Origin of the sequence: Pseudarthrobacter sp. NKDBFgelt (assembly GCF_046097905.1) — a bacterium.
GTDB lineage: Bacteria > Actinomycetota > Actinomycetes > Actinomycetales > Micrococcaceae > Arthrobacter > Arthrobacter polychromogenes.
On sequence record NZ_JBJURL010000046.1, the window covers coordinates 1 to 17,599 of the forward strand.

The 17,599-nt window shown below is 65.7% G+C and carries 16 protein-coding genes and 1 pseudogene; 9 read left to right on the forward strand and 8 right to left on the reverse strand.

All coding sequences use genetic code 11. The features are described from left to right. Together ACKAE7_RS13165 and ACKAE7_RS13170 are read right to left on the reverse strand one after the other, a co-directional pair. Window positions 1-131, reverse strand: a pseudogene (locus tag ACKAE7_RS13165) (phage holin family protein); the annotation flags it as partial. Continuing rightward, the gene (locus ACKAE7_RS13170; protein ID WP_408979409.1) at window positions 128-985 is read right to left on the reverse strand and encodes a hypothetical protein; all 858 of its coding nucleotides are present in this window, start codon (window positions 983-985) and stop codon (window positions 128-130) included. The gene ACKAE7_RS13170 and the pseudogene ACKAE7_RS13165, both read right to left, overlap by 4 nt. A gap of 272 nt (window positions 986-1,257) precedes the next feature. On the opposite strand from ACKAE7_RS13170, the gene ACKAE7_RS13175 reads away from it, so the two are divergent. After that, window positions 1,258-1,788 carry a MarR family winged helix-turn-helix transcriptional regulator gene (locus tag ACKAE7_RS13175; protein WP_188728500.1) on the forward strand — a complete coding sequence of 177 codons (531 nt, stop codon included), beginning with the start codon at window positions 1,258-1,260 and terminating at the stop codon, window positions 1,786-1,788. A gap of 74 nt (window positions 1,789-1,862) precedes the next feature. Here ACKAE7_RS13175 and ACKAE7_RS13180 read toward each other — a convergent pair whose 3' ends face one another. Both ACKAE7_RS13180 and ACKAE7_RS13185 read right to left on the reverse strand, forming a co-directional pair. After that, on the reverse strand, window positions 1,863-2,198 hold the full coding sequence (locus ACKAE7_RS13180; RefSeq protein ID WP_408979410.1) for a hypothetical protein: 336 nt from the start codon (window positions 2,196-2,198) through the stop codon (window positions 1,863-1,865). A 30-nt stretch (window positions 2,199-2,228) separates the two neighbouring features. Beyond that, window positions 2,229-3,485: a D-arabinono-1,4-lactone oxidase gene (locus tag ACKAE7_RS13185; RefSeq protein ID WP_408979411.1), complete on the reverse strand. Its 1,257-nt coding sequence runs from the start codon at window positions 3,483-3,485 to the stop codon at window positions 2,229-2,231. Window positions 3,486-3,639: 154 nt separating this feature from the next. Between ACKAE7_RS13185 and ACKAE7_RS13190 the strand changes: the two genes are divergently transcribed. Continuing rightward, the gene (locus tag ACKAE7_RS13190; RefSeq protein ID WP_408979412.1) at window positions 3,640-4,929 is read left to right on the forward strand and encodes a glycoside hydrolase family 27 protein; all 1,290 of its coding nucleotides are present in this window, start codon (window positions 3,640-3,642) and stop codon (window positions 4,927-4,929) included. On the opposite strand, the gene ACKAE7_RS13195 is transcribed toward ACKAE7_RS13190, so the two are convergent. Genes ACKAE7_RS13195 through ACKAE7_RS13205 form a run of 3 tightly spaced genes read right to left on the reverse strand, consistent with a single transcriptional unit; the run spans window position 4,926 to window position 8,560 of the window. Next, complete coding sequence (locus tag ACKAE7_RS13195) at window positions 4,926-6,692, reverse strand: amidase (RefSeq protein ID WP_408979413.1); 1,767 nt, start codon at window positions 6,690-6,692, stop codon at window positions 4,926-4,928. The genes ACKAE7_RS13190 and ACKAE7_RS13195 overlap by 4 nt on opposite strands. Beyond that, the gene (locus ACKAE7_RS13200) at window positions 6,689-7,789 is read right to left on the reverse strand and encodes an agmatine/peptidylarginine deiminase (protein ID WP_408979414.1); all 1,101 of its coding nucleotides are present in this window, start codon (window positions 7,787-7,789) and stop codon (window positions 6,689-6,691) included. Before ACKAE7_RS13200 ends, ACKAE7_RS13195 begins: the two co-directional genes overlap by 4 nt. Window positions 7,790-7,849: 60 nt before the next feature. Then, window positions 7,850-8,560 carry an alpha/beta fold hydrolase gene (locus ACKAE7_RS13205; protein WP_408979415.1) on the reverse strand — a complete coding sequence of 237 codons (711 nt, stop codon included), beginning with the start codon at window positions 8,558-8,560 and terminating at the stop codon, window positions 7,850-7,852. Window positions 8,561-8,784: 224 nt separating this feature from the next. On the opposite strand from ACKAE7_RS13205, the gene ACKAE7_RS13210 reads away from it, so the two are divergent. Continuing rightward, window positions 8,785-10,359, forward strand: coding sequence for a sodium-dependent transporter (locus tag ACKAE7_RS13210; RefSeq protein WP_408979416.1), 1,575 nt, complete (start codon window positions 8,785-8,787; stop codon window positions 10,357-10,359). Continuing rightward, complete coding sequence (locus tag ACKAE7_RS13215) at window positions 10,356-10,493, forward strand: methionine/alanine import family NSS transporter small subunit (protein ID WP_013599219.1); 138 nt, start codon at window positions 10,356-10,358, stop codon at window positions 10,491-10,493. Before ACKAE7_RS13210 ends, ACKAE7_RS13215 begins: the two co-directional genes overlap by 4 nt. A 50-nt stretch (window positions 10,494-10,543) precedes the next feature. On the opposite strand, the gene ACKAE7_RS13220 is transcribed toward ACKAE7_RS13215, so the two are convergent. Then, window positions 10,544-12,037 carry an arabinan endo-1,5-alpha-L-arabinosidase gene (locus ACKAE7_RS13220; protein WP_408979417.1) on the reverse strand — a complete coding sequence of 498 codons (1,494 nt, stop codon included), beginning with the start codon at window positions 12,035-12,037 and terminating at the stop codon, window positions 10,544-10,546. Window positions 12,038-12,333: 296 nt separating this feature from the next. On the opposite strand from ACKAE7_RS13220, the gene ACKAE7_RS13225 reads away from it, so the two are divergent. Genes ACKAE7_RS13225 through ACKAE7_RS13245 form a run of 5 tightly spaced genes read left to right on the forward strand, consistent with a single transcriptional unit; the run spans window position 12,334 to window position 17,558 of the window. Then, window positions 12,334-13,668 (forward strand): ABC transporter substrate-binding protein, encoded by a 1,335-nt coding sequence (locus ACKAE7_RS13225; protein WP_408979418.1) that lies wholly within the window; start codon window positions 12,334-12,336, stop codon window positions 13,666-13,668. A 13-nt stretch (window positions 13,669-13,681) separates the two neighbouring features. Continuing rightward, window positions 13,682-14,584, forward strand: coding sequence for a carbohydrate ABC transporter permease (locus tag ACKAE7_RS13230; RefSeq protein ID WP_408979419.1), 903 nt, complete (start codon window positions 13,682-13,684; stop codon window positions 14,582-14,584). An 11-nt stretch (window positions 14,585-14,595) separates the two neighbouring features. Continuing rightward, window positions 14,596-15,549 (forward strand): carbohydrate ABC transporter permease, encoded by a 954-nt coding sequence (locus ACKAE7_RS13235; protein WP_188810574.1) that lies wholly within the window; start codon window positions 14,596-14,598, stop codon window positions 15,547-15,549. Between the two features lie 3 nt (window positions 15,550-15,552). After that, on the forward strand, window positions 15,553-16,911 hold the full coding sequence (locus ACKAE7_RS13240; protein ID WP_408979420.1) for an arabinan endo-1,5-alpha-L-arabinosidase: 1,359 nt from the start codon (window positions 15,553-15,555) through the stop codon (window positions 16,909-16,911). Beyond that, complete coding sequence (locus ACKAE7_RS13245) at window positions 16,908-17,558, forward strand: YesL family protein (protein ID WP_408979421.1); 651 nt, start codon at window positions 16,908-16,910, stop codon at window positions 17,556-17,558. Before ACKAE7_RS13240 ends, ACKAE7_RS13245 begins: the two co-directional genes overlap by 4 nt. The last annotated feature ends 41 nt before the right edge of the window (window positions 17,559-17,599 follow it).

The window sequence follows — 17,599 nt, forward strand, 5'->3', positions numbered from 1 at the left end:
GCCAGCTCGACTTCCTGGCGCATCAGCGTGGACAGGTCACGGGTCACATCCCCGAGCAGCTCACCCAGCGAGGCGTTATCCGCCTTCTGGTGCGCCGCACTCGGAGCAGGTTCAGGAATGGAACTACTCACAGCTGGCGTCCTTCCGAAGAGCGGTAACCGCCGTCAGTGCTGCGGTAGGAGCCGTCCTCGTCCCGGTAGGGGTCATCCTCGAACCGGAGGGGAGTCTCTTCAGCAGTGCCGGAGGGCAGGGAAGTGGTGGATACCGGAGCGCCGGCGCCTACAACAGGCTCGCTGTAGAGGTCGTCATTTCCGGCTGCGTACACGGTCTCCTGATGGAGGGGTGCAACCGGCTGGTTCTGCACGGACCGCTGCGACGGTGACCCATTCGCTGCGCCGTGGGACTCCGGTGCGCCTGCGGTCAGGCCGCGTGTGAGCCGGCCGGCAAGGACGCCGGCTCCGGCTGCAAGCAGCAGGAAGGTGCCGGGGTTGTTGCGGGCGAACCGCTGGACTTCGCCGAGAATGTCGCCCGGCTGCTTGTTCTCCAGCCAGGAGGCCACGGTGTCGGTAGTGCCGGCGGCCTGGCGGATCAGGTCGCTGGCCATGCCCTGCTGGTCCGGCGCGTCGGCCATGCTGTGCAGCTGGCCGGAAATGGTGCGAATGCCCTCGGCCGCCTTCTGCTGCTGGGTCCCAGCCTGGCTTGTCAGGCCCGACTTCGCCTGGTGCAGAAGATCCTGCGCACTGGACTTCGCCTCGGACGCCACATTCGCGGCTTCGTCTTTGGCAGTCTGCGCAACGTTCTGGGCTGACGCCGCGGCCTGGCCAGCAACGTTCGATGCCTCTTCCTTTGCCGCCTGGCTCTTGGAGGTTCCGGCAGAACCCTCAACGGGGGTGGTGCCAAAGTTCTCTTCGGCACCTGCTGCGGTCACACCATAGGGATCGGTGGTTGCAGTGCCGGGGGTCTGGGGCCATTGGTTCTCTGTCATCGGGCTCTCTTTCCTGAAGGGTCAGCTGGCGATCAAGAACCAGCAACGCTGGCTAGTAGTAAGCATGATTACTAATTAGATACTAAGCACACTTTCCTTTTGAAGCGCAAGAGGGTCGCCTAATAAAGGCCTTCGGGAGGGGCTCTAGGCCCGGCGGATAGTAAGCCTACTTGCGAATTGGATGCTAAGCATGCTTATTGTAGAGAACGTAGCGACGCAACAAGAGGTGATCACACCCTGCACTTCGCCACCCACAGGAAGGCCACGGCCCGATGACCAGCAATCTCGATCCAGATGCCCGCACCAGCTACCGCCTTATTTCTGTGGCGGCCAGGCTGGTTCAACGGCGCCAGGACGACGCCCTGGCGCACTTGGGCCTCACCCGGGCGGCTGTGATAGCCCTTGAAGGCCTGGCCGACGGGCCCTTGAACCAGGAACAGCTCGCCGAAGCAATACGGGTCCAGAGCCAAACGTTGGGGCGGGTCCTGCTCCGGCTGGAGGGCGCCGGCCACATCACCAGGACGCGCCAGTCCACCGATCGCAGGCAGTTCAAGGTGGAACTTACCGAATCAGGGGAAGCCATCCTTGAGGCTGCCCGCCGGGAAGAAACCAATGCCTACCCTGATGATCCGAACATCGGCTGGAAGGTCCTTAGCGAGGAGCTCGCAAAGTTCGTGAACGCGCTGCCGGCAAGCCGGAACCAAGAGGTGGTCCCGTTCGCTCCGCCTGAGCACCGCACCGGGAGGCGCCCCCAGGGGACGCGCGGAACAGGCCTTCGCGGCATGGACCAGGCTGGTCACTAAGGCGCGCTGGCACGGCCGCTGAAGTCGGCGCTGAAGCGCGCTGATGCGGTAGTCCGCCGGTCCACGCCGGGCGTCTAGGCCGAGCAGGCATCCTTAAGTGCCTGGACGGACTCTGCCGGCACCTCGTCTCCGGCTTCCGCAATCTGGCCCAACGGCGTCGTAATTTCAGCCGGGACCCCGGCAGTGGATGCTGCAGAGACGAGCCCCGCCAGCAGCTGCTTGTCCTCGACGCTCACCAGCCCGTCCTGGACCACGGCGCAGATCTGGCGGTTCACTTCGGCGGCGCCGGCCGTTGCCACCTTCGAGGCGGCGTCGCTGACGGCATTGCCTGCGGCCTCCTCAACGGCACCACAGCCGGAAAGGAGCAGGAGCAGGGGTGCGGCGGTCAGGACTGCGAGGCGGCGGTTCATGCGCCCAGCCTATCGGGTGCGCATGAAGTGCTACCGCGCGCTGGCCGCCGGCACCCCCAGGATGCTGTCCAGCAGCCCGTTCCGGAATTTGCCATCCGGATCGTGCGCCGATGCCAGTGAACGGAAGTCGGCGAAGCGCGGGTACAGCGATTCCCAGTCGTGCTCTGCCGGGGAGAAGAGCTTGCCCCAGTGCGGACGGGCGCCGAAGGGCCTCAGCAGATACTCGAGTTCCGGCAGGACCGCCTCCACTTCGGGCTGCAGCGGCCTCCACGTGAAGTGCAGGGCAACGCTCTGCTGCCGGTAAAAAGGGCTGAGCCAGAACTCGTCCGCGGCACCGGTCCGGATCTCCGAGACAAACAGCAGTGGCGCGAGCTTGTCCGCGAGTCCGCGGACTGCCTCAATGGCGGCCGGGGCATGCTCCAGCGGAAGGATGAACTCGCTCTGCAGCTCCTCACCGTTGCTCGGCGTGAACTCGTGGCGGAAGTGGGGAAGGCGGTCCAGCCACTGGCCGGGTTCGTCCAACTGCACGGTGCAATTTTCCGCGGACATGTCCGGCAGCGGGTGCCGCGGGCTCACGGCCGCAGTGGCACCGAACAGCCCGTCCAGGGGCGGCTCCGAGTCCAGCGCCTTGAGCCAGACCTGGCTGATGGAACCCCCGGCATAGTCCGTGAAAAGGCTGACGCTGTAGGCGCTGGACACGAGTTCGCGGAAGCTGCCCAGTGCCTGGTCCCACGGCAGGTTCTCCAAAACGCGCTGGCGCATCCGGAAGCTCGGCTGGACGGCGAGTTCCAGGCCGGTCACAATCCCCAGGGCCCCGAGCCCCACCACGCTGGCCCGGAATTCGTCGCCATCGGCACGGGTGAGGGAAACCTGTTCGCCGGAGGGCCGCACCAGGTCGATGGACTGGACTGCTCCGGCCAGGGACTGGTTGTTGACGCCTGAGCCGTGCGTTCCGGTCTGGACTGCGCCCGCCACGGAGATGTGCGGGAGTGACGCGAGATTGTGAATGGCGGCGCCGGACTGCTCCAGGGCGCGGCACAGTTCCCCGTAGCTGACGCCGCCGCTGACCCGCACCGTTGTATGGTCCGGGGAGAGTTCGATCCGCTGGGGCAGCGCATCCAGGAGAACATGCACGCCGTCCGTGTCGCCCACCCGGTTGAACGAGTGCCGCGATCCCAGGGCCTTGACCCGCCCGGCACCGGCCACGATTCCGGCAAGTTCGTCCACCGAGGCTGGCCGCCGGACCTCCGCGGAGGCGTATTCAAGGTTCCCTGCCCAGTTCTTCATCGAGTCGGCTTTCCGGTTGGAGGTGCAATTGGCTCCCTCAACTGTCAGCGCTAACAATCCCACTGTCAAGGCGCGTTCACGCTGCCGCCCGCGGCGGGCCACGGCGCGCTGCAACACACTGGCGCTTGTTTTTCTATCGTTGTAAATTTGCCGGATGACACGTGCGCGCACCCCTCCGATGGGATGGAACAGCTGGGACTGTTACGGCACCTCCGTGACCGAGGACGAGGTCATGGCCAATGCCTCCTTCATGGCCGGGCATCTGCTGCCTTTCGGGTGGGACACCGTGGTGGTGGATATCCAGTGGTACGAACCCGCGGCCCGGGCCGGAGGCTACAACAACGGCGCAGAACTGGAACTGGACGGGTACGGCCGGCAGCTTCCGGCGACCAACAGGTTCCCGTCAGCCGCCGGCGGGCTCGGGTTCAAACCGCTCGCCGACCGGATCCACGGCCTGGGCCTCAACTTCGGCCTTCACATTATGCGCGGCATCCCCCGCCAGGCGGTCCGGGATGCCCTCCCCGTTGAAGGGACGGACGCCACCGCAAACCAGGTGGCTGACACGTCCTCCGTCTGCGCCTGGAACACGGACAATTACGGCCTGGACCACAGCCACCCCGGCGCCCAGGCCTACTACGATTCCCAGCTGCGGCTCTTCGCTTCCTGGGGCGTGGACTTCATCAAAGCCGATGACATGCTGGGCCCCTACTTCGCCGGGGAGATCGCGGCCTACCGCCGCGCGATAGACCGCAGCGGCAGGGACATGGTCCTCAGCCTGTCGCCGGGCAGGGCCCTGTCCCTGGCACACCTCGACCACCTGCGCACGAACGCAGACATGTGGCGGGTTTCGGACGATCTCTGGGACAGCTGGGAGGACGTCGAGGCCCAGTTTGGCCGGATGGCACGGTGGGCTCCCCACCAGGGGCCCGGAAGCTGGGCGGACGCGGACATGCTCCCGGTGGGACGGATCGCGCTGCGTGCCGAGCGGGGAAATGCGCGGCTCACGCGCCTGACGCCCGACGAACAACGGACCATGCTGTCCCTCTGGTGCATCGCCCGTTCCCCGCTCATGCTCGGCTGCGACCTTCCCTCCTCACCCCCGGAAACCCTCGGACTGCTGACCAACCGGGACGTCCTTGACGTACTCACGGCGAGCCGCAACAACCGCGAACTGCTGCGGGACGGGCACCTCGTGCTGTGGGCGGCGGAAAGTACGACGTCGGAGGACAGGTTCGTGGCGGTCTTCAACACCGGGACGGCCGCCGTGGCCCGGACACTGCCGCTCGCTGACCTTGGCCTCCCGGGTCCGGGGAGCTGGACAGCCCGGGAGGCGTGGAGCGGCACCTGGGCCGGGCTCACCGAGCTTTACGGTGCCCCGGCCCTGGCGGTGGATCCCCCCGCCCATGGCGTGCGGTTCTACCGGTTCTCCCGCAACCTGGATTAGCTCCCGCCGCACTGTGGGCCGGTGCGCGGCGGTGGGACCCTGCGCCTGCCGGTGGCTTCAAACGCGGCCGCGACCCGCAGCAGGGCGGTGTCGCTGTATGCCCTGCCGGCGAAGGTCAGGCCCACGGGCATGGCGATGTCCGCTGCAAGTCCCATGGGTACCGTCACCGTAGGGATGCCAAGATGCCTGGGAACCAGGTTTCCGTTGGACACCCAGACGCCGTTGCGCCACGCCAGGTCAGCCGAGCGCCCGTTGCGGTCCGCGTCGGCGGGGCCGATGTCGGCAGCTGCCGGGAACACCACGGCGTCGAGGCGCAGGCCGTCCATCCACTGCTCCAGGTCAACCCGGCGTGTTTCCTCCAGCCCGCGCAGTCCCTCGGCCAGGTGCGGTATCGCGGCCAGTTCGGGCACGCCGTTCTCCCGTATCCACGCGGGGTAGTCGCTGATGTCGTCGTCGAACCCGTGGTACCGGTCCGGGAGTGAGCCGTCCGGGGCGGGGAAGATTGCCGCGCCGTTAACGTCGGCCAGCCGGCAGAGATCCGGGTCCCCGTTGGCGTCCAGGAAGTCGTTCCAGGCCCAGGCGGAGAGGTCAACGATTTCCTTGCGAAGGTACTCGGGGGACACCAGGCCCCTGGTCGAGATGTTGGGCGCTCCGGGGCGGTCGCCTTCGTAGTTGGACACCACGGGGAAGTCCACCTCAATGACGTGGGCTCCCGCGGCCTCGAGGTCGCGCCGCGCAGCCTCCCAGAGCTCGATGATCGAAGCCCTGGTCTTGATCCGCTGGCCTGTAGGCCCGCCAATCCCCGGGGTAGGGGCTGTGCCGGCTTCAGGGTCCGCGTTGATGTACATCCGCGGGACCCCAAAGCGTTTGCCGGCCAGGACGCTTTCAGCCGCAGCCCGGTCCGGTGCCGCCAGCTCCACGTAGGAACCAGGGCGCACCTCGGATGCTTTGGGCAGCCCGACCCATGGCTGCATCCGCCAGAAGTCGCCCCGGGTTTCGGCATCATCAGCCACCACAACATCCAGGACCTCCAGGAGGTCCGCCATGGTGCGGGCATGCGGCACCACCACGTCCATGGTGGGCACCAGCGGCCAGTTGCCGCGGACAGAGATCACGCCCCGGGACGGGGTGTAGGCGCAGAGCGCGTTGTTCGACGCCGGGGCCCGCCCGGATGACCAGGTTTCCTCCGCAAGCCCGAACGCGGCGAAGCTGGCGGCGGTGGCAGTTCCGGAACCATTCGAGGATCCCGAGGCAAAGGCCGCGGTGAGGTAACCGGCGTTGTATGGGCTTTCGGCACGGCCATATACGCCGCGCTGCATACCTCCATTGGCCATCGGTGGCATATTGGTTAGTCCAATAAGGACGGCCCCGCCGGCACGCAGCCGCTCGATGGTGAACGCGTCCTCCTGTGCCACCAGGTCCTTGAAGGCCGGCGATCCGGCGGCGACGGTCAGGCCGCGCACCTTATAACTGTCCTTGGCTGTATAGGGGATGCCGTCGAGCGGTCCGAGGGTGGCCCCCCGGGCCCGGCGCTCGTCAGACGCCCTCGCTTCGGCCAGGGCGTCCGGGTTCATCACCACCAGTGCGTTCAGGTGTATGCCGGAAAAGTCATACTTCTCAATCCGCTGGAGGTAGCGGTGCACCAGGTCGCCGCTGGTGACCTCTCCCGCCTCCAGCGCCATACGGAGTTCGCTGATGGACGCCTCGACGACGTCGAAGCTGGCCTGGGTGCCCGGCGCGCCGGCTGTTGGGGCGGGCTTCATTCCGAGCCTCTTTGGGTTGCCGGCGCCGGCTGCTGCTGCGTGATGCAGTGGATGCCGCCGCCGAAGGCGAAGACGTCGCGGGCATCCACCAGCTCCACAGTCCGGCCGGGGTAGGCCTGTTCCAGGATGCCGGCGGCGATGATGTCATTGGGGTCATCGAAAGCGCACAGGACCACTGCGCTGTTCGCCACGTAGTGGTTGATGTAGGACCAGTCCACAAACCCTTCGCCGTCCTCGAGGACGGTGGGGGCGGGAACATCGATGACGCGCAGCGGGCGGCCCTTGGCATCCACTTCTCCGGCGAGGACCGCGGAAAGCTCCCGGTACACCTCATAATCCGGGTGGGCTGGGTTGTCCTGGCGGTGGAGGAGGACGGTTCCGGGGCCGGCGAAGGCCGCCACGATGTCCACGTGGCCGCGCGTGCCAAACTCGCCGTAGTCGCGGGTGAGGCCACGCGGGAGCCAGATGGCCTTGCTGGTGCCCAGGGCTGCGTGGATTTCGGCCTCGACAGATTCTTTGGTGGCTCCGGGGTTGCGTGCCGGATCCAGCTGGACCGTCTCCGTCAGCAGCACCGTTCCCTCGCCGTCCACATGGAATCCGCCGCCCTCATTGACCAGCGGACTGGACGTGGCTGGAACTCCGGCCTTCCCGGCCACCGCGCGGGCCACGTCTGCGTCCTTGTCCCAGGCGGCCCACCCTTGCGCGCCCCACCCGTTGAAGACCCAGTCGACGGCGGCCAGCGAGCCATCCGGACGGTGGACGAAGGTGGGTCCGCTGTCCCGGATCCACGCGTCGTCGAGCGGAACTTCAGCCACGGTGATGCCCCCGCCAAGCCATCCCCGTGCGGCGGTGGCGTCACGGGGGTCTGCCACGACGGTCACGGGCTCGTGGCGGGCAATGGTGCGGGCAACTGTGGACCAGGCGGCACGGGAGCGGTCCAGCGAAGGGCTTCCCAGGGGGCCAAAGGTTTCGTTGGGCGGCGGAAAGGCCATCCAGGTGCGGTGGTGGAGTTCCCATTCGGCAGGCATGTGGGTGGCCGCGTCGTCGGTGGCAACGGCACCCGGAGAGGGTTGCGGGGAGGAATAAATGAATGACATTCATTTATTATGGATTCGAGGATGCCCGCAGGCAAGGGATCGGGAAAAATTAAGCTACGGCTACCTGGCGGCTGTCTGCTCAACCGCAGCCAGGATGGCCCTGGCCAGTTCCGCTGGCTTGGTGAACTGGGGCCAGTGGCCGGTGGGCAGGTCCACGTACTCCACGTCCCGCATGCTGGAAAGCTCCGCCACAAAGGGATGGCCCGCCTGGATCCACTCCTGCAGCAGCGACGACGGGAACTCGCACGCAATGACGGTGGCGGGCACGTCGTAGCGCCGGTCATCATGCAGATGCTGCTGGTCGTAGGCAACGCCCTTGGGCTGCGGAATGGCCCGTGCCCGGAAAGCCTCGCGGAGGCCGTCGTCGAGGTCCACCAGGTCGGCGTCCTCGAACGCTTCCCACGGCGGCAGCGGAACGTCGTCGCCGTCGGCCGGCAGTTCATCGTTGATCACGCCGCCTTCACCCAGCGGTCCGCTGTCCACGTAGACCGCCCGCTCCACCCGGTCGGGGCGGGAATCCAAGGCGCCGTGGATGATGGCGCCGCCGCCGGAATGGCCCACCAGCACCACCGTGTTGTCCAGGGCATCAATGGCGGCAACCACGGCGTCGATGTGGTCCCGCAGGCCGATACCGGAGCGGTTTGCGTCGACGGATTGCATCCCGGGAAGCGTGAGCGGGTGCGTCCGGTGGCCCGCGGCCTCAAGCGCCGGCGCCACCTCCTCCCACGAGGAAGCATCCAACCAGAAACCGGGAACCAGGATGATGTCCATGATGGAACCCTACTCCCGGCGGAGACGGTCGCGGGTCATCCGGGCGGGGTGTGGGGCATCCGGAGCAGAAGGGCTTTCGCGCAGCCTCGACGGGCAGTAAAGTCCCCGAGTAGCCTGCGTTTCTCCGACGTGACCTGAGAGGGAGCCCTCATGAAACGGCCAGAATGCTTTTGCGGACCCGCCGGCACCGTGCCGGGCCCAGCTGGGGCCGGAGGTGTGGAGGCATGAGCGGCTCACCATCGCAGGGCCAGGCCGCGCCGGCGAAGCGTGAAACGTTCTCCTCGCGCCGGCTCTTTATCCTCTCGGCGATCGGCTCGGCGGTCGGCCTGGGCAATATCTGGCGCTTTCCCTATATCGCCTATGACAATGGCGGCGGCGCCTTCCTGATTCCCTACCTGGTGGCATTGCTGACAGCCGGCATCCCGCTGCTGTTCCTCGACTACGCCGTGGGCCATAAGTTCCGCGGCTCGGCGCCGCTGGCCTACCGCCGGCTCCACCGGGCGGCTGAGCCGCTGGGATGGTGGCAGGTGCTGGTGTGCTTCGTCATCGCGGCCTACTACGCAGTGATCATCGCCTGGTCGCTGATGTACACCATCTTTTCCTTCACGGAGGCGTGGGGTGACGACGCCGAGGGCTACTTCTTCGGGAACTTCCTGGCCGTCGCGGAGGCCCCGGGCATCGGCTTCACCTACGTGCCGTCCGTCTTCTTCCCGCTCCTGCTGATCTGGGTGGCGGTCATCATCATCATGGTGGCAGGAATCCGCAAGGGCATCTCCCGCGCCAACTCCATCCTCCTGCCCTTGCTGATGGTGATGTTCCTTCTCCTGGTAGTCCAGTCGCTCTTCCTTCCCGGCGCAGCGGAAGGCCTGACCGCGTTCTTCACGCCGGACTGGGCCGCACTCGCAGACCCCTCTGTGTGGGCTGCAGCCTACGGACACATCTTCTTCTCGCTGTCCGTGGGCTACGGCATCATGGTCACGTATTCGTCCTACCTCAAGCGCCGGACGGACCTCACCGGTTCCGGCATGGTGGTTGCCTTTTCCAACTCCGGATTCGAAATCCTCGCCGGCATCGGTGTTTTCGCGGCTCTTGGGTTCATGGCGCAGGCAGCAGGCACAGGCGTCAACGACGTCGTCACCCAGGGCATCGGCCTTGCCTTCGTCGCATTCCCCACCATCGTGTCCCAGGCACCCTTCGGCGGGCTCATGGGCGTGCTCTTCTTCGGATCGCTGGTGTTTGCGGGGATCACCTCCCTGATTTCCGTGCTGGAGGTGATCGTGGCCGCCGTGCAGGACAAGCTGGGCTGGGGCCGGGTCAAGGCTTCAGTGGGGGTCAGCGTGTTGGTGGCAGTTGTCTCCCTGGGCCTGTTCCCCACTGCTACGGGCCTTTACCTGCTGGACACCTCGGATGCTTTTGTCAACAGCTTCGGGATCACCCTGGGCGCGCTGGTCACCGTGGTGGTGCTCGCGTGGTTCCTGCGCAAGCTGCCGCTGCTCTCGGCCCACCTGAACCGTGTCTCAACCATCAAGATGGGGCGGGCGTGGATAGTGCTGGTGGCCGGCGTGGTGCCCCTCGCCCTGATCTACATGGTGGCCAACGAATTCATCAGCAAGATCACCACCACCTACGAGGGGTACCCCGAGTGGTTCGTGGGCCTGTTTGGCTGGGGCATGGCCGGCGCGCTGGTGGTCCTGGCCCTCATTCTGACGGCCATTCCCTGGAGCCGCAGCTCCAAAGCCCACCATGACCCCGAATACGACGACGTGGTCAAAGAGGATGCACAGGAGACGGCACCATGACACCCATCGCCATCACCATGATGATCATTGCGATCCTCACTGTCTGGGGCGGGCTGGCGCTGGCGCTGGTCAACCTCAAGAGGCACCCGGAGGACGAGGGCGCCCTGCCCGAAGAGCACGCACCCGAGCTCTGACCCACTTTTGCGGGCGAGGGCCCGGGTGCCGGGGCCCGGGGCTGCCGTGGTTACGGGTTGGGCTGTCCCTTGCCGATGCTGCCGTAGTTGGCGGCGGGCAGGACGACGGCGTCAGTGACTGCCTTGCCATGCGCGTTCTGGAACACCGCCCGCACCAGGACCGCCGGCTGGCCGGGCGCCGCGGCGGGCAGCTCAAGCCTTGAGGTGTAGGTGCCCTCGTCCGTCCGTTTCGTCACGGGCTGGCGGCCTGCCTTCTCCCAGTTTGCACCGCCGTCGGACGAGGTTTCCCACACTGCCATCGGGCCCGGGGTGCCGGTGGCCGTAGCGGCCACACTGGCTGTGCCGCCCGCGGCCCTGGCCTTTGGCTGCGTGGAAACCTGCGGCAGTTCCACTGTCTGGTCGAAGGCGGGCCAGCCGTCCACCCACTCGATTTTCTGTAGGCCCAGGGTGGGGAAGTAGGGGATGTCCTGGTTGGAGCTGTCGTAGTAGTGGAAGGCCAGGTAATCGCCAAACACGGACTGGCCGCCCGGGCCGGTGACGGCACCGTGCGAATCCAGGACCACGGACCCGCCGCCGCCGAACATGTCGCGGCCGTCCTTGTCCAGGTAGGGGCCCTTGACGGAGACGGAACGCCCCACGGCCACCTTGTAGGTGGAGTCGGCGCCGCGGCAGCAGGAGTCGAAGGAGACAAACAGGTAGTAGTAGCCGCCGTGCCTAGTGATGTACGGCGCCTCGATGGGGTTGCCGGGCATGAACCGGTCCGCAATGTTCACGGTTTTTGACTGCCAGCCAGCCACCGGCTTGCCGCTGGGCCATTCGATGGGCACCAGGAAGATCCCGTACCAGAACGATCCGATGGCCATGTACGGGGTGCCGTCCGCGTCCTCGATGATTCCGGCGTCGATCGCGTTGAACGTCTTTCCGGGGTTGTTCGGATCGAGGCCCGTGGCGGGGGAGGAAACCACCAGGCCCTGGTCCACCCACTGGTAGTCCGGGTCGCCGGGATCCAGGGTGGTGTTGGTGGCGAGGGCTGTCAGGGACTTGTTGCCGCCAAAGCGCGACGCCGAGTAGTACAGGTAGTAGGTGCCGTCACGTTCGGTGATCTCCGGCGCCCACAGGTTGCCGGGGAGCTCGCCGTCGGAGAAGTGCTCGTCAATCCATGCGGGAATTTGGTCCCAGACGGTGCCGCTGTACTCCCACGTGGTTCCCTGGTCATGGGAAGACCAGGCCTGGATGGTGCCGCCGTTTTCCCGGTTCACCAGGCCTGTGGAGTAGACGTACCAGGTGCCGTCGTCGTCGATGATCAGGGCAGGATCGTGGATGGGAGAGGTTTGGCCAACCACGGTCTTTCCGCCCGGCAGGTCCGCCAGGCTGGTGTCGTTCCTGGCGGCCGGCGCTGACGCCGTCCCGGCAACCTCCGGGGCCGGGGCCGTTGCTGCGATGTGGGGACTGGCCGCCGTCGGGAGCGCTGCGGCTGTGAGGGTGAGGCCCAGGGCTGCAGCCAATCCTGCAGCGCGGAGCATCCATGGACGTGACTTCATCATCACGTGGTCCTTCCGGAAGGTGGGGCGATTTCAACCGCCAGGGAACAGACAAATGTTTGCAACGTTGTAACGAAGAATATGGCATGCGATCTGGGTCACGTCAAGGACGGGCCGGGGGTGGCAAAAGTAATTGCCGGAGCGCCCTTGACGATCCTTCGCCTCTTGTGTGATGGTTTCTTACAACGTTGCAAAGCAGCAGCTGCTCCGATGCCGGTCCGCTACCGCGGCCCGCGGAGTCCCGGTACCGCCCAGCCCAATAAACTTGATTGCTCCACCCAACCCGGAAGGACTGCGTGATGATGAAGTCACGTCCCATGGCCGCGACCCTGGCGCTTTTTACCGCCGCCGGCCTTATGCTCGGCGGCTGCTCCGCCCCCTCTGGCGGGGACGCCGGCGGCGAAAAGAAGCTCACCTTTATGTTCCGCGGGGGTGAAGACGAGAAGAAGGCCTACGAGAAGGCCGTTGAACAGTTCGAGGCCGCAAACGGTGTTGACGTTGACATCATCGTCACAACAGCGGACCAGTACGCCACCAAGCTGAAGGCCGCAATTGCCGGCAAGCAGGTCCCGGACGTGTTTTATATCGGGCCAGGCGACGTGCAGGCATACGTGCAGAACGGAATCGTCAAGGACATCACCGAATACGTGGAAGGCTCCGACACGATTGACCTGGATAATATCTGGGAATATGGCGTGGACAGCTACCGCTACGACGGCAAGCGCGTGGGTGAAGGTTCCATCTATGCCCTCCCCAAGGACGTGGGTCCGTTCTCCTTCGGCTACAACAAGACCATGCTGGAAAAAGCCGGGATTCCGCTTCCGGACAAGGACAAGCCCTACACCTTTGACGAGTTCGTGGCCGCCGCCAAGAAACTTACCGCCGACACCAACGGCGACGGCTCGCTGGACCAGTGGGGAACAGGCCTGAACGTCCAGTGGAACCTGCAGCCGTTCGTCTGGTCCAACGGTGGGGACTGGCTCAGCGAGGACCGTACCAAGGTCACCGTGGACACCCCCGAATTCGCCGAATCGCTGCAGTGGTTCGCAGACCTGCAAAACGTCCACGGTGTCACCCCTTCTGTTGCTGAGGCGCAGACCCTGGACACGTACCAGCGCTGGATGAAGGGCGAAATCGGCTTCTTCCCCATCGCCCCCTGGGACCTCTCTACCTACCAGAAGCTGGGCTTCGAGTGGGACGTCATCCCCTACCCTGCAGGCGACACCGGCGAGACGGCCAGCTGGATCGGGACGCTTGGCGTCGCGGTCTCCGAAAGCACCAAGCACCCCGAAGAGGCAGTCAAGCTGGTGGAGTACCTCACTGCCAACAAGGAAGCCCAGCAAAGCCTGGTGGATGCGGGCATCCAGATCCCCAACCTGAAGGACATGGCCGAGACCTGGGCAGCGGACACAAGCACCAAGCCGGCCAACAAGGAAGAGTTCCTGCAGATCGTCAAGGACTACGGCCGCGCCCTGCCCGGCGGCAACACCTTCAACGCCGAGTGGTATGACGAGCTGTTCACCAACATTCAGCCCGTGCTGGACGGCAAGCAGACCGCTGCCGACTACCTGAAGCAAGCCCAGCCCAGGATGCAGGAATTCCTGGACGCCGCCAACCAGCAGGCCGGCAACTAGGGGGATCACCGGTATGACAACAACCATCACCCGCCGCTCGCGGCTTCACCGGAAGGAACACCGGGCAGCCCTCGCTTTTGTTGCCATACCGGTGATCGGGTTCCTCCTCTTTACGCTCTTCCCGCTCCTCTTCTCGGTGTACGCCTCGTTCACCAACTGGAACGGCATCTCCGCCCCGGTTTTCAAGGGCCTGGACAACTACACCAAGATGTTCGGCGACCGCTACTTCCTGCAGTCGCTCTGGAACACCCTGTACATGATGATCGGCATCCCCATCGGACTGGTCATCTCCTTAAGCCTTGCGTTGGCAATGAACCGGAAGATGCGCGGCACCACGTTCTTCCGCACCGTGTACTACCTGCCCGTGATCTCCTCCATCGCCGCCGTCGCCATCCTCTGGCAGTGGGCCTTCAACGGCGACTTCGGCCTCATCAACCAGGGCCTGGCCCTGGTGGGCATCGACGGCCCCAACTGGCTGCAGGACACCGCCACCGTGAAGCCCGCCCTCATCATCATGGCCATCTGGAAAGGCCTGGGATATTCCATGCTGCTGTACCTGGCAGCCCTCCAGTCCGTGCCCCGCTACCTTTACGAGGCCGCAGCACTGGACGGTGCAACTGCCTGGCAGCAGTTCCGGCACATCACCATCCCTATGGTCCGGCCGGTCACCTTCTTCCTGATTGTCACCAGCATCATCGGCGGCTCCCAGATCTTCGTCGAAATCAACATCATGACCCCCACCGGCGGCCCTGAGTTCCAGTCCGCCTCCATCGTTTGGTACATCTGGCAAAAGGCGTTCGACAACCTCCAGATGGGGTACGCGTCCGCCATGTCCGTGGTCCTGGGGCTGCTGGTCTTCGTCATCACCTTCATCCAGTTCCGGCTCAACCGCCGCAACCAGTTTTCGATCGATTGAGGCAGGCAGCCATGTCCGCACAGAACGTCATCACCACACCCCCGCTGGAGCCCGCCCACGAAATCCCGGGCGGTGCCGGGAGCGGAAAGCCAGCCGGTCCCGGGCGGGCGGGCAGGGGCTCCCGGTCCGCGAAGGAAACACTCCGCCTGGGCAACATCCTCACCACCCTGGTCCTCAGCGTCGGCGCAATCGTGATGATCGCCCCGCTCGCCTGGACCTTCTCCACCTCTCTCAAGACGAAGGACGGCGTCTTCGAACTTCCGCCCCAGTGGATTCCGGACCCCTTCGTGTGGGAGAACTACGCACGCATCTGGACCGCGGGCCCGCTGCTGAGCGGCATCCAGAACAGCCTGATCGTGGCCTGCTCGGTGACCATCGTGGGTTCGCTGACGTCCGCGCTCGCCGCTTTTGCCTTTGCCAAGATGCGGATGCCCTTCAAGAACGTCCTGTTCCTGGGGCTCCTTTCCGGGCTTATGATCCCGTTTCCCACCCTGATGATTCCGCAGTTCACCATCTTCGCGAGCATCGGCTGGGTGGACACGCTGCTGCCGCTGATCGTGCCGGGGCTCTTTGGCAACATCATCATGATCTTCTTCCTGCGCCAGTTCCTGAACAGCATCCCGGACTCCATCGTGGAAGCTGCGCGAATCGACGGCGCCTCCTACCTGCAGATCTTCTGGACGCTCATCCTGCCCGCAATCCGCCCGGCGCTCGCCGCGCAGTTCATCCTCTGGTTCATGGCCATGTGGAACGATTACCTGGCGCCGATCATTTACCTGAACTCCCCGGGCACGCAGACCCTGCAACTGGTCATCGCCAATTTCAATGCGCAGTACGCCATCCAGACGGATTACCCGCTGATCATGGCCGCATCCTTCGTGGCGCTCCTGCCGGTGCTTATTGTCTTCGTGGTGTTCCAGCGCCAGATCATCGAATCCATCGCGCTTTCCGGATCCAAGGGCTGAACCGTGGCAGTGGACACCAACACCGATACCGCGGCGGAGCTGCTTCCGCTCCCCGCGGGCGCCGGCCAGGAGCCGTCTTCCTGGGGCGCGCGGCATGCGCATGACCCCACCGTTGTCCGGGACGACGACGGCACCTACTACATGTTTTCCACCGACGCCGTGGCCAACACAAAAGATATTCCCTCCGGGGTACATGTCCGTACGTCCGCCGACCTAGTGCGGTGGACGTACCTCGGAACCGCACTGGGCGGAGTGCCGGAGGCGGCAGCGGCCTGGTCCGGCGCCCAGGGGTTGTGGGCGCCGGAGGTGGTCCGCTGGCCCACCGGGGAATGGCATATGTATTACTCGGCGTCGACCTTCGGCTCCAATACCTCTGCCATCGGCCTTGCCGTCGCTGCATCACCCAAGGGCCCGTGGGAGGACCGCGGCCTGGTGGTGGCAACACGGGAGGGTGAACATTCCCAAAACGCCATAGATGCTGCAGTTGCCTTCGACGCCGGCGGCAGCCCCTGGCTGACCTACGGATCCTTCTTCTCGGGCATCTACATCCTGCCCCTGGACCCCAGCTCCGGACTGCCCAGGGTGGACGGCGACCTGGGCTCCGTCATTGCGCGGCGCCCACGGTCTGTGGAAGGGGCAGTGGAAGGCGCCTTCATCCTCCCCAGCCCGCACGATGGCCGTTACATCCTGTTCACCTCCTATGATTCGCTGTTCAGCACCTACAACGTGAGGGTGGCCGTCGCGGACCACATCACCGGGCCCTACCGAGATTTCCGGGGGCTGGAGATGACCGACCTGGACGCATCGCCAGCTGCAGTAGGCACCAAGGTGCTGGGCAGCTACCAGTTCGACGGCGGCACGGCCTGGCTGGCGCCCGGCCACAACTCAGTCCTGACGCAGAAGGGGCCGGACGGAGCAGCCGAGCACTTTATGGTCCACCATGTGCGGTTTGGAGCGGATTCCAGTCAGCATGTGGTCCAGCTGCGCCGGCTCTTCTTCACTGCCGGCGGCTGGCCCGCCATCTCACCCCAGCCGTTCGCAGGGCTCCGGAGCGAGGCTGTTCCCGTTCCTTCCGAAGTGGCCGGAACGTGGCAGGTCCTGCGCTTCGACCCCGAATCCACGGACGTTGTGCCGGCCGCCCGGATGGACGTGGAGTGCGTTGACCTCCGTCCCGCGCACTTCCTGGGGCATCCACTGGCTGTCCGCCTGCGTCCCACGGGGCCCGGCGGCGAACCGGGCACGGAGATAGACGCCGTGGTCTTCAGCTCGTGGGACTGGTCCCGCAGCAGCCCGGCCCTTTCCTTCAGCGGCATCGACCAGCGCGGGGTGGCCTGGTCCGGAACCCGGGAGGGGCTGCTGTGACTGATGCTCCCCTGGGGTGGGCCGGTCGGCTGATGGACTGGCTCCGCTTTTCCACCCGGCTGGTCCTGGTCAACGTGCTCTTCGTGGCCGGAGCCGTGGCCGGGCTGGTGGTCCTGGGCGTCTTTCCTGCCGCGGTGGCTACCACCACAGTCCTGGGCAGGCTGCGGAACCGTTCGGCCGGGGACAGCCTGGTGCGGGACTTCATCACTGCCTACCGCTTCCAGTTCCGGCACGCCAACCGGGTGGGAAGCGCCTTCTGGATTGCCGGCGTCGTCCTTGTCCTGGACTTCGCATCACTGCTGGGTCCTGCCGGGACAGCCATGCCGGCGCCCGTACACGCCGTCCTCCTGGCGCTGTCCACAGCTGCCGCGGGAGTCACGGTGGCTGCCGCCGCCACCGCTGTGGGCCTGTGCAGCCGCTACCGGGGTTCCGTGGCCAGGACGTGGCGGACTGCCTTGATGCTCCCGCTTGTATCACCCGCCATGAGCCTCTCCCTGCTGGCCACCCTGGCGGCGGCCGCCGTCGTCTTCTCCGGAATGACGGCGCTGGTGCCCCTCATCGGCGCCTCGGTCCCGCTGCTCATCTCCGGATGGCTGGTGGGCCACAGGCTCGCCGGGCTGGAAGCCGCAGGTCCTGCCCACGCCTAGATCCACCCCTCAAAACTCCCCACCAGACCCACCATCTTTTT